This is a genomic window from Pseudomonas mosselii, from assembly GCF_003205295.1.
Classification (GTDB): Bacteria; Pseudomonadota; Gammaproteobacteria; order Pseudomonadales; family Pseudomonadaceae; genus Aquipseudomonas; species Aquipseudomonas mosselii_B.
In genome coordinates this window covers 65,774-77,965 of the sequence record NZ_QJRP01000011.1, presented here as the reverse complement: position 1 = coordinate 77,965, position 12,192 = coordinate 65,774, and the positions used below count along the sequence as shown (strand labels likewise).

Below are 12,192 nucleotides of genomic sequence, written 5' to 3'. Positions count from 1 at the left end.
CAATAATGGCACTATGACACCAATCAGGGAAAGCAGCATCCGGTACACGACGTAACCGAATGTCATGCGTACAGGAATAAGGGAATATGGCTTCGATTCAGGTGGATGGTGAGGACAAGACCGCAAAGATCAGCGACTGGGCGATTCGCTGGAGCGAAAAGTTCGAAGCACTGGAACTGACCTGTCATTTCCCCTCCAGTAAAAAATACACCCGCCCGCTCAGTAACTGCCGCGTGTCACCTTCCCGCGAGTTGAGCAATGTACTGCTGACCAAACCTGGCAGCACGATCGTCAAACCCATCGACAAAGCAGTGATCTACGGCGAGCGATATGCCGTGGTGCACTATCCGGGCGGCACCCGGCCCTATGTCCACAAGATGGACGGCATCGTCTTCACCGCCCCTACCTCGATCAAGGACACGCCGGTCTTCGATTACTTCACTACGGTTGCGAATGCCCGACACGCTCAAGCGCAGTCGAAGGCTGATCGTGACATAGCCAGCAACGTCGTGACTCAGCTTGGAAAACTGCCCGCCATCGCCAGCACTGCCTTGCAAGCCTATTGCACCGGGCGCAATGGCACGCTCGACCCAGGTCAGGGGCTCATTTATCCGTTCGGGTTGAACGAAAGCCAGTATCAGGCCGTCGAGCGGGCATTCAGCGCGCAAGTCAGCGTGATCGAAGGCCCACCGGGAACCGGCAAGACCCAGACCATCCTCAACATCCTCGCCAATATCCTGTTGCGCGGGCAAACAGTGGCGGTGCTGTCCAACAACAATGCGGCCGTGGCAAACGTCTACGAAAAGCTGGAGAAATGCGGCCTGGGCTACCTGGTCGCCAAGCTTGGCAACAAGGAAAACCGCGAAGCCTTCTTCGACGACCTGCCTGTATGGCCCTCCAGCCCACCCGGGCCGGCACCGTCCCTGGAAGAGATCCAGGGCTTGCTGACCCGCCTGAAGCAGCATCTGCACGACCACAACCGGGCAGCACAACTGCAGATCGAACTGGACGAGCTGGTCATCGAGCGGCGCTACCTGCAGCAGTGGCAGGCAGAAAACGGTGTGCCGGCCACAGGCTCGTTGGACAAGTACGGGCTGACCCCACGCAAGACTGCCGACCTCATGGCCTACCTGGCGCACCTGGGCGAGCACCGCGTGAAGCTCAAGGACCGCATCGAGCTGCTGTTCCAATTCAGAGTCTTTCGCACCAAGCCGTTCGCCGAGGGCGAGGCGCGCATGGCCGCGTTCCATGCCCTGCAGATGCATTACTACGACAAGTCGCTGCAGGATAAGGAAACCGAGCTGCGGGCGTGCCGTGAATCCTTGGCGCGCGCAAACTTCACGGCCTTGCTCAAAGAGCTGACAACCGCATCGATGCAGCATCTGAAGCAGCATCTGCAAGGTCAGGTTCCGCCGCGAGACAGCTTCGATGTCAAGACCTACCGCAGGGACTTTGATGCCTTCGTGCAGCGTTTCCCTATCCTGGGCAGCGGCACGCACTCGATCGTCAACTCGATCGCGCCGGGGGCGATCCTCGACTACGTGATCATCGACGAAGCTTCCTTGCAGGACATCGTGCCGGGCATCCTGCCGCTGGGCTGCGCCAAGAACCTGATCGTCGTCGGCGACAACCGCCAGTTGCCGCACATCCCCGTGAAGCTGGGGCTGCGGGCGCCGGCCGAGGCCTACGATTGCGAGCACTACAGCCTGCTGGATTCGTGCATTGCCGTGTTCCAGGAGGCACTGCCAAGGACGTTGCTCAAGGAGCATTACCGCTGCCACCCCAGGATCATCCAGTTCTGCAACCAGCAGTTCTATGACAACGCATTGGTGCCGATGACCGTGGACAACGGCGAGGAGTCCCTGCGCCTGGTGGTGACCGCCAAGGGCAACCACGCACGCAAGAACACCAACCTTCGGGAGCTGGATTCCTTGCTCAAGGTGCTCGAAGACGAGGGGCAATCCGTCGCAGTGGACGGTGAAGGCCGCGGTTACATCGCCCCGTTCCGGGCACAGGTCAACCTCTGCGACAAGCACTTGCCGGCGAACTTCGTCAAAGACACGGTGCACAAGTTCCAAGGGCGCGAGTGCGACGAGATCGTCTTTTCCACCGTGCTGGACAAGAAGCGCTACAACCAGACGCAAGGACGCCTGGATTTCGTCGACGACCCGCGCATGATCAACGTGGCGGTGTCGCGGGCCAAACATCGCTTCACCCTGGTGACTGGTGACGAGGTGTTCACCGAGAACAATGGCCACATTGCCGCGCTGATCCGCTACATCAGCTATTACGCGCAGGACGAGCAGATCGTGCGTGCGCCAGTGGTGTCGGCATTCGACTTGTTGTACCGCGAGTACGACCAGTCCCGGGAACGCCTGAACGCCCGACTGCGGCCCGAGGATTCACGCTACAAGTCCGAGCAGATCGTGGCGCAGTTGCTGCGCGAAGCGCTCTCGGCCCCGGCGTGCGATGCGTTGACGTTCCATACGCAGATCAAGCTGGACATGCTCGCATCGCCGAGCAACCCCGAGTGGACGCAATCCCAGCGGGCGTTCATGAGCCGCGCCAGTTGCGATTTCGTCATCTATTTCAAAGTGGGCAAGACCCCGGTTGGGGTGATCGAGGTCGATGGCGGATATCACGACCACCCCGTGCAGGCCGCTCGGGACGCCAGGAAGAATGAGATTCTGGCTGCCAGTGGCCTTCCCATTCTGCGGCTGCGGACGGTGGAGAGTGGTATTGAGCGCAGAATTGCCGAGTTTCTGGCGCAGTGGGCCAGGCCTGCTCTGGACGCATAGGTATGTTTACGTGCCCATGCTGCGGATATGCAGTCTTCGAGGAACCCCCAGGGTCATACGACATCTGCCCAATTTGTTTCTGGGAGGATGACGTGTTCCAGCTCTACTACCCTCACCAGGAGGGTGGCCCGAATAGATGCAGTTTGATTGAGGCACAGGTGAACTTCGTCCAATTCGGTGCCTGCGAGCGAAGCATGTCGAAGAATGTGCGAGAGCCTCGCGATAGCGATGTGCGTGATAGCGAGTGGTTCCCGCTCTGGGCTCGCCGAGTTGCCATTGCAGATCCTGAATCCGACAACCAGCTCTCTCAGCACATGCAGTCGATTAGCGACCTCTACTACTGGCTGCGGACCTAGTCTCCTGTCTCGCCAAAAGAGAACGTATTTCCGAGACAGGACACTAGCCTGCATTGAAGTCCCAAGGCGCATGTTATTTTTGATTCACAGCGAGGGAGCGCAATTGATCGATAGTACGCAACAGCACGCCGTTTCAGAGTCGTCGCCTATTCTCACTCGGCGCCATCTACTCCAGGCCGGGATGACCGGGATTGCCGTCAGTGTGCTTTCACCGTGGTCGTTATGGGCCGCACCATCGGGCGTCTTGGTGAACGATGTGACGATGCTCAATCCGATTTGGGTCAACCGTTTGTTCGCACCTCGCACCACGGGCGAAATACAGCGGGCGCTCGCTATGTCGTCAGGACCAGTCAGCATCGGTGGTGGCCGCTATAGCATGGGGGGGCAGATTGCTACCGAAAACAGCCTGCACCTCGACATGCGTCAGTTTAATCAGGTGATCCGATATTCGCCTGAGAGCAGGGTCATACGCGTGCAAACAGGGATGCGTTGGCGTGACCTGCAGTCGGTCATAGACCCGGACGACCTCTCGATAAAAATCATGCAGAGTTATGCCAACTTCACCGTCGGCGGATCGCTGTCAGTCAATGCTCATGGACGCTATGTCGGCGCAGGTCCAGTCATCAACTCTGTGCGCTCTCTGCAACTGGTGCTTGCGGACGGTTCGGTAGTAGAAGCGTCCCGCACCGCAAATTCCGACCTGTTCTACGCTGCTATCGGTGGCTACGGTGCGATAGGGGTGATCACTGAGGTCGAACTGGACCTTGCGTCCAACATCACAATTGAACGTCAGATACGCCGCATGCCAGTTGCTGATTACCCGCGTTTTTTCAATGAGCACGTCCGCGAGAACGAACAGGCTATCCTGCATAATGCCGATTTGGCCCCCCCTTATTTCGACATGGCTACTTCCGTCACTTGGCGTGCCTCGGACAAAGCGTTGACCGTCGCAGAAAGGCTGGTGGCGCCGGGGCAATCGTACAAAATCAACCAGACCGTCATGTGGAGTGTGACCAAGCTTCCCGGTGGCCCAATGATTCGCAAGGATGTGGTCGATCCACTGCGCTATCTCAATCAGCCGGTCGTACGGCGCAACTACGAGGCCAGTGCGGATGTCGCTTCGCTTGGCCCCATTGCAACCCGAAACAGTACCTATGCGTTGCAAGAATATTTTGTGCCAGTGACACAGTTCAATGCGTTCGTAAAGCAAATAGCCGCCATCCTTCAGGCGCACCGCGTTGACGCCGTTAATATCTCCATCCGACACGCTCCGGCCGACCCCGACTCGTTTCTGTCCTGGGCAGGCGAAGAAGTGTTTTCATTCGTGCTCTATTATTGGCAGCGCGTTGGGGTGGATGATCGCGAGGCAGTTGGCGTGTGGACACGCGAACTCATCAACGCTGCGCTGTTGCTTGGCGGTACTTACTATCTGCCCTACCAACTGCATGCCACGCAGGAACAGTTCTCAAGTGCCTACCCAAACGCGCGCCGCCTGTTAGCACTCAAAGCGCAAGTCGATCCAGGAGGGCGATTCCGGAACAAGCTCTGGGACAAGTACCACACGGAATAGTGTAAAGCTCGTGACAAGGGCGTCTGAGCCCAAGCTGGTGTTTATCCGAATCCATTGTTTCGGCAATTGCCACTTGATTTGTAGGTACACCCGAGCGGCCGCATTTGGCCGATTACTGCGCTTCATGATGGTCCGCTTTGGGTCGGAAGCAGCCGCTCACGTGTATCCGTTACCAATCCGAAATGGGTATTGAATCGGGCAGCAAGTGATATCCATTGAAAGCGGAACAAGAACCAGGCAGCCTCAGCGCACAGCCTCAAGCACCTTGCTTATCTCCTGAGCGACCAGCGCCTCGATACGTCCTTCCTCCGACGCTATCGAAAACACTGCGCAACACACGGCGGCCTCCCCAACCGCACATCGATAGACCGCCACCACACTACCGGGGCCACACCCGGTATGCCCAACCAGCGTCAGGCCGCCCTCGATCGTCCCGCGCATCAGACCCAGGGCATAGCCTGGTGCGATCCACGGCCGGCCGGCCATTGGCCCACCCAATACCTTCGTTGCCTGCATTTCCTGGAGCAGGTTGTCCGGAAGAAGTGTCCCGGCAAGCAGGCGATCCAGGAAAAGGGCAGCCTGGGAAACAGGGCCGATCAGCAACCCGTGGTAGACCCAGCCAGGATCGTAGTTCAACGAATGACCGAGATAGTCACCGTGCCGGTCTGAGCGTTTCGTTGCCAAGCGAACCGACAAGATGCCAAGTGGAGCCAGAACTTGCTGCCTGAGCGCCTCTTCAAGCGGCAGGCCTGTGGCACGTTCGATGAGCCTGGCTACCAGCATGTAGCCCACATTCGAGTAGCGCCAACCCGCTCCAGGGTCGTAGCGAAGCCGAGCGCCATCCAGTCGCTGCATCATCTCGTCCACGGACCACGCGGATTCATGATTGGCAACCGCCGCGTGGTACTCGGGAAGCTCGCCATAATCCGCGAGGCCCGCCTCGTGACGCAGAAGCTGACGCAAGGTGTACGTGGTTTCAGGAAGCGCGGCGTCCAGGGCGAGTCGTCCGTCGCGCACCAGAGTCAGGGCGGTCGCGGCCAACACCGTCTTGGTGAAACTCCACCATGGCACACAGGGTTCGGCCTGGAGCGATGGCGTAATGAATCGACCGTTGGAAAGCGTGGAAATCAGCATCGAGTACTCAAGCAGTGATGACAAGCCAGTAAACAAGCGTAGAGGCAACAACATACCCACTCCGGCGATGCAAGCCGTCAGTCGGCCTCGGGACAATAACTGGATGGCGTATACCAGGGCACCGCAGAATCGATGTAAACGTGCTTTTGCTTGCATGGCTGGAACGGTGTATCAAGTGTACCCAGCGCGATAGAGATCCAGTCGGCGAACTCACCTTCGGATCGTGACCAGAACAACGTCGAGCCACACGCCCCGCAGAACTCGCGTAACACTGTCTGCGAAGAGGCGTAGGCCTTGATGCTGTCGGCCCCGCGAAGTACACGAAGTGCGCTGCGCGGCACGCTGCCATATGACCCGAATGCAGCCCCGTGACCTTTGCGGCACTGGCTGCAGTGACAATGACTCACGGCCTTGGGTGGCGTGAGCAGCTCGTAGCTGACCGCTGCGCACAGGCAGCTTCCTTGGTGTGCCTCTGTCATATGTCCTTCCGTGCAGGCCAAAACCTTGAGACGGATGGCCAAACGCTCTACCCCAAGCCACCCATCGATCCCACTGATGATTACTATCAAGCCGCCCGCCTGTCGAGCTGCAAAATCCACCCCCTATAATCCCTTCCCCGTTTTCCCCTCGCTGCAGCGCCTGTCCCAGGCGACAGTCCCCTATGGAAGCCCGCACCATGCCAAGCCCCAACCCGTCCCCCCACAGCCCACCCGAACACAGCCAGCAGAGCGTCCGTCAGCAGTGGCTGGCGATTCTCTCGGTCGCCGTGGGCGCCTTCGCCCTGGTGACCAGCGAATTCCTGCCGGTGGGCGTGCTCAACGATGTCGCCGCTGATCTTGGCATCAGCGCCGGCCAGGCCGGCCTGATGGTGACCCTGCCCGGTATCATGGCGGCCCTCGCCGCGCCCTTGCTGTCGGTGGGCATCGGCGCCCTCGACCGAAGCTACCTGCTGATCGCCCTGACGCTGATCATGATCGTCGCCAACGCGGTGGTGGCCTACGCCACCGACTTCGGCCTGCTGCTGTTCGGCCGGGTGCTGCTGGGCATCAGCATCGGTGGTTTCTGGGCGACCGCGATCGCCCTGAGCGGCCGCCTGGCGCCCAAGGGCGTGGGCGTGGCGCAGGCCACCTCGATCATCATGGTCGGCGTGACCTTGGCCACCGTGCTCGGCGTGCCCGTGGGCACCTGGCTGAGCGGGCTCATGGGCTGGCGCATGACCTTCCTAGTCACCGCGCTGGTCGGCGTGCCGGTGCTGCTGGCGCAGGTCCTGCTGCTGCCGCGGCTCAACCCGGAGAAGGCCATCCGCATCAGCGACCTGCCGGCACTGTTCGTCAATCCGCAGGCGCGGGTTGGCCTGATCGCGGTGTTGCTGATCGGCCTGGCGCACTTTGCCGCGTACACCTACGTCGCGCCGTTCTTCAAGCACAACGCCGGCTTCGACGGGCCGATGATCGGCTCGCTGTTGCTGCTCTACGGCGTGGCCGGGGTGCTGGGCAATGTCTTCGCCGGTTTCGCCGCCAACCAGAGCGTGCGCTACACCCTGATGCTGGTTGCCTTGATGATCGGCGTCGGCACCGCGCTGTTCCCCTACTTCGCCACCAGCCTCACCGGCGCGGCGATGCTGATCGCGCTCTGGGGCTTCGCCTTCGGCGCCTTCCCGGCCTGCGCCAGCATCTGGATGTTCGTCGTGGCGCCCAAGGATGTGGAGCGCGGCATGCCGCTGTTCGTCGCCATGTTCCAGGTGATCATCGCCCTGGGCTCGTTCTTCGGTGGGCGGATCGTCGACCAGATGGGCAGCGCGGTGCTGTTCAGCCTGGCCACGGCGCTGGTGGGCTGCGGCTTTGTCACGGTGCTGGTGCTGGGGCGCAGCGTCAGCAATCGCCTGGCGGCCCAACCTTCCTGAAATACCGATGTCGCGTGGGAGATCACCCAGCCCGTCGGGCTGCGCTGTCGCGCAGGGAACTGTCCCCCTGTGGGAGCGGCCTTGCGTCGCGAAAGGGCTGCGTAGCAGCCCCAGGTTCTCAGTGTTGATGCAAAGATTGCCGGGGCCGCTCTGCGGCCCTTTCGCGACGCAAGGCCGCTCCCACAGGGCCTAGATAAATCAATAAGTTACGGTTTGTTCCATGAGAGCGGGCCGGCGGTGTCCGCCCCACGCTTTATCAACTCTTTACGCCGACGAGCCGCAAACTGACAGCAACTTGATACTCAACTCAATACCCTTGGCCAGGTCTTCGGCGTATCGAGTATGCAACATGACGCTTTACGTTAACGCCCTGCCTGGGCGGGCTGGCATTCGGGATGAAAGTACGCCCCCTTTCGATGTGGCTGTAAACACCTCCAACGACCCACTTTTGCAGCAGCTCAGGCAACAGGGCATCAGCGAGGTGGAGTGCGTGGTCAGCGACTTTTCCGGCATCGTCCGCGGCAAGGTCGCTTCCCTCGACCGCTTTCTCGACGAGGGCGGCATGCGCCTGCCGGAGAGCGTGCTGCTGCAGACGGTGACCGGCGACTTCGTCGACGATGAGATCTTCTACGCATTGCTGGACGAATCCGGCATCGACATGTTCTGCCGCCCCGCCGCGCATGCCGTCTATCGCCTGCCATGGCTGGCGGAGCCGACCGCCATGGTCATCCATGACAGCCTCGACAGGCACGGCAAGCCCATTGAATTGTCACCGCGCAATGTGCTCAAGCGCGTACTGTCGCTCTACAGCGACAGCGGCTGGCAACCGGTGGTCGCGCCGGAGCTGGAGTTCTACCTGACCAAACGCAGCCATGACCCGGACCTGCCACTGCAGCCACCTGAAGGCCGCTCAGGGCGTGCGGAGAGCGGTAGGCAGAGTTTCTCAATCGAAGCCACCCACGAATTCGCCCGGCTGTTCGAGGACGTCTATCACTGGTGTGCCCTTCAGGGCCTGGATCTGGACACGCTGGTGCACGAGAGCGGCCCCGCGCAAATGGAGGTCAACTTCCACCACGGCGATCCGCTGCGCCTGGCCGACCAGTTGATCGTGTTCAAGCGCACCCTGCGCGAAGCGGCGCTGCGCCATGGCATCAGTGCAACCTTCATGGCCAAGCCGATCGCCCATGAACCCGGCAGCTCGATGCACATCCACCAGAGCGTGCTGGACAGGGCTACCGGCACCAACCTCTTCGCCAGCGCCCACGACTCGCCCAGCGAACGGCTGCTGCACTATATCGGTGGCTTGCAGAAGTATCTGCCGCAAATGCTGCCGTTGCTGGCCCCGAACGTGAACGCGTTCCGCCGCTTCCTGCCCGACGCCTGCGCTCCGGTCAACGTCGAATGGGGCGAGGAGAACCGCACGGTCGGCCTGCGCGTGCCGGCTGCGCCTGCGGCCGCCATGCGCGTCGAGAACCGCCTGCCCGGCGCCGATGCCAATCCCTACCTGGCCATGGCCGCCAGCCTGTTGTGCGGCTACCTCGGCCTGCTCGAGCAGGTTGCCCCCAGCGCGCCGGTCCAGGGCCGCGCCTACGACCGTGGCGGATTGCGCCTGCCGGCCACCCTGGAGGAAGCATTGGTGCGAATGGAGGCTTGCGACCTGGCCAGGGAGTACCTTGGCGACAGGTTCGTGCAGGGGTACGTGGCGGTAAAACGCACCGAGCAGCGCAACTACCACCAGGTGATCAGCGCCTGGGAGCGCGAGCATCTGTTGCTGCGCGTTTGAACGGACCCATCGGTTGCCGACGAACAGTCCCCTGCACGCATCCGCAGGTGTTGCCCAGCGCTTGCCGCTGGGCTAGCCTTTACACCCAATTCCCCCTGCGAGGTGTTCGTCCAATGCGCCATTGATGCCGCCGTCTACCTGACGGCCAGTCTTCAGCCTCCGGCTCGTACCGGAGATGTCGCGGCATGAGTGGAGTTGTGCATGACGAGCTCGTCGATCCTGACGCTGGACAGCGTCACCCTGGTCCTGCCCGATGGCAGACCGCTTTTCACCGACCTCAACGAATCCTTCGACCTGCGCCACACCGGGCTGGTCGGGCGCAACGGCGTGGGCAAGAGCCTGCTCGGGCAACTGCTGGCCGGCCTACGCGAGCCCAGCGAGGGATATTGCCTGCGCCTTGGCCGGGTACATCATCTCGACCAACAGGTGATCGCCAACAGCGCCACCGTCGCCGACCTGGCCCAGGTGGGTGGTACGCTGCGCGCCCTCGAGCGGATCGAACGTGGCAGCCTCGACCCGGAGGACTTCGACGCGGTCGGCGAACGCTGGGACATTCGGGCGCGGCTACAGGCGCAACTGCAACACCATGGACTGGGCCATCTCGACCCGCACTACCCGGCCGAGCGCCTGAGCGGCGGCCAGGCCATGCGCGTCGCGCTGCTCGGTGCCTGGCTGAGCGAAGCCGACTACCTGATCCTCGACGAGCCGAGCAACCACCTGGACAGCAGCGCCAGGGCCCTGCTGCTGGACATGCTCCAGGGCTGGGACAAGGGCCTGCTGGTGATCAGCCACGACCGGGCGCTGCTCGGGCACATGGCACGCATCGTCGAATTGTCGCCCCTTGGCTTGCGAGCCTATGGCGGCGATTTCGGCTTCTACCGGCAGCAAAGCACCGCGCAGGCCGAACGGGCCGCGCAGGAACTGCTGCGCCTCAAGCAGCAGCGCCAACGTCAGGCTCAGGCATTGCAACGTCAGCGTGAGAACCTCGAGCGTCACCAGGCCTGCGCCGGGCGCCAGGCCAAGCAGGCGAACCAGGCGCAGATTCTGCTCGACCGCCAGCAGCAGCGCAGCCAGGCCACCGCCGGGCGCCAGCGCCGCGAGCTGCGGGATGCCAAGGCGGCCCTGGACGAACAAGTGCGCCAGGCGGCGCGTCAGGTCGAACGCGAGGTGCCGATCATGCTGCACGCCCCCACGCCGCAACGGCATACGGGGCGCGAGGTGCTGGCCCTGGAGGGTTTGTGCCTGTCACGGGGCACGACGGATGTGCTGGACATGCGCCTGTGCCTGGGCCAGCGACTGGGGGTGGTGGGCGACAACGGTAGCGGCAAGTCCACCCTGCTGCGGGTGCTGGCCGGTGAACTAGCGCCGCGCGCGGGCAGCCTGCGGCTGACTGGCGAAGTGGCCCTGCTCGACCAGCACGGCAGCCGCTTGGAACCGCAACAGAGCGCCCTGGAACACCTGCGCGCCGCCAACCCTCGCCTGCAGCGCGACGAACTGCATCGTCGGCTGGCGCAGCTGGGCATCAATGCGGCACGCATCGCACTGCCCGGTGCCCTGCTCAGTGGCGGCGAACGGCTCAAGGTCGCGTTGGCTGCCGTGCTGTACCGGGAACAGCCTTTGGACCTGCTGCTGCTCGACGAGCCGAACAACCACCTCGACCTGCCGTCGCTCGAGGCGCTGGAGCACTTGTTGCGCCAGTTCAAGGGGGCGCTGCTGGTGGTCTCGCATGACCACGTTTTTCTGGAAAACCTGATTCTGGAGGACTATCTGCGTTTAGGCTGAGTACAGCAAAGACATGTCTGACTAACATCCGACAACCTTCAGAATCCTCCTACACATCATTCGGAAGTCGGGATCTTTAGCAACATCCCCCTGCACGGCAATGTACCTGGCCAAGGTAAATTCCAAGGAAGGTGGATGTGCAGTTCGATAACGTCAGCCAGATCATTACCACACATGGACTAGTATTCGACCTCTATGCACTGACAGTGCACCCCGCAGACCGACCGCACCTGTGCAAGCTGTACTTTGCATCGGCTCGTCAGGCCAGCTACCAGATCAGCGATGCCGCGATCCGGATCTACGATCGAATGCAAGCAGGCGACCGACCATGTGCGCTGCGAATCATGGTGTCCCGACCTCTCTCCAGAGCACAAGGCGATGCACTGAATGACCAACGCGGGCACGTCGGTGCACTAATCAGCACAGCTATTGGCGTACCTGTCGGCTTGGCCGCGCCAATAACCGGCGCCGCGCTGGGGTGAGCATCGGCCCGCTGGCAAGCAGCAGGTTACCGACTTATCACATGGGCGACAGGATGGTGTACATAGAGGCGACTGTCAGCGGAGGAATCGGACCGCAACGGTCAAGCCAATCGCTGATTATCCAGGCACAGCCATGAACGCCTTCATCGCCGCGATACTGCTCACACTTGTAGCAGCCGTGCTCCACCACAGCCTTCGCGCTGCAAAGCTCCGCAAATGGGCCGGGCTGTCTCTGCTTGGCGCAGGTGTGTTGGCTTGGTGGTTCCTACCTCAGGGTCTGTACCTGAATGTAGAGTGGTCCATGTGGGTGACATTTCTGCTCTGCACAGGCTCAGGCCTGTTCGTTCATCGTAATCGCCATCGCGACAGCGACTGACCCGAACA

General features: G+C 61.6%; 10 protein-coding genes. 8 read left to right on the top strand and 2 right to left on the bottom strand.

All coding sequences use genetic code 11. The features are described from left to right. The first annotated feature begins 86 nt into the window (after positions 1-86). The 3 genes from DMX06_RS13040 (at position 87) to DMX06_RS13030 (ending at position 4,724) form a co-directional block, all read left to right on the top strand. Positions 87-2,798: an AAA domain-containing protein gene (locus DMX06_RS13040; protein ID WP_110737646.1), complete on the top strand. Its 2,712-nt coding sequence runs from the start codon at positions 87-89 to the stop codon at positions 2,796-2,798. A gap of 2 nt (positions 2,799-2,800) precedes the next feature. Continuing rightward, on the top strand, positions 2,801-3,154 hold the full coding sequence (locus tag DMX06_RS13035; RefSeq protein ID WP_110737644.1) for a CPCC family cysteine-rich protein: 354 nt from the start codon (positions 2,801-2,803) through the stop codon (positions 3,152-3,154). Between the two features lie 262 nt (positions 3,155-3,416). Next, positions 3,417-4,724: an FAD-binding oxidoreductase gene (locus DMX06_RS13030; protein ID WP_258378849.1), complete on the top strand. Its 1,308-nt coding sequence runs from the start codon at positions 3,417-3,419 to the stop codon at positions 4,722-4,724. Positions 4,725-4,967: 243 nt separating this feature from the next. On the opposite strand, the gene DMX06_RS13025 is transcribed toward DMX06_RS13030, so the two are convergent. After that, positions 4,968-5,858, bottom strand: coding sequence for a serine hydrolase domain-containing protein (locus tag DMX06_RS13025; protein ID WP_110737800.1), 891 nt, complete (start codon positions 5,856-5,858; stop codon positions 4,968-4,970). A gap of 77 nt (positions 5,859-5,935) precedes the next feature. Beyond that, on the bottom strand, positions 5,936-6,337 hold the full coding sequence (locus DMX06_RS13020) for a GFA family protein (RefSeq protein ID WP_110737642.1): 402 nt from the start codon (positions 6,335-6,337) through the stop codon (positions 5,936-5,938). Positions 6,338-6,534: 197 nt separating this feature from the next. Here DMX06_RS13020 and DMX06_RS13015 point away from each other — a divergent pair, with 197 nt between their 5' ends. The 5 genes from DMX06_RS13015 to DMX06_RS13000 all read left to right on the top strand — a co-directional run bounded on the left by DMX06_RS13015 (position 6,535) and on the right by DMX06_RS13000 (position 12,184). Further along, entirely contained in the window at positions 6,535-7,761 is a 1,227-nt protein-coding gene (locus DMX06_RS13015; protein ID WP_110737797.1) for an MFS transporter, read from the top strand. A 349-nt stretch (positions 7,762-8,110) separates the two neighbouring features. Then, the gene (locus DMX06_RS13010; protein ID WP_110737640.1) at positions 8,111-9,544 is read left to right on the top strand and encodes a glutamine synthetase family protein; all 1,434 of its coding nucleotides are present in this window, start codon (positions 8,111-8,113) and stop codon (positions 9,542-9,544) included. A gap of 201 nt (positions 9,545-9,745) precedes the next feature. Beyond that, positions 9,746-11,326, top strand: a complete 1,581-nt coding sequence (locus tag DMX06_RS13005; RefSeq protein WP_110737638.1) for an ATP-binding cassette domain-containing protein — start codon at positions 9,746-9,748, stop codon at positions 11,324-11,326. A gap of 137 nt (positions 11,327-11,463) precedes the next feature. After that, positions 11,464-11,808 carry a hypothetical protein gene (locus DMX06_RS26125; protein WP_146232205.1) on the top strand — a complete coding sequence of 115 codons (345 nt, stop codon included), beginning with the start codon at positions 11,464-11,466 and terminating at the stop codon, positions 11,806-11,808. A gap of 133 nt (positions 11,809-11,941) precedes the next feature. Continuing rightward, positions 11,942-12,184, top strand: a complete 243-nt coding sequence (locus DMX06_RS13000; RefSeq protein WP_110737636.1) for a hypothetical protein — start codon at positions 11,942-11,944, stop codon at positions 12,182-12,184. The last annotated feature ends 8 nt before the right edge of the window (positions 12,185-12,192 follow it).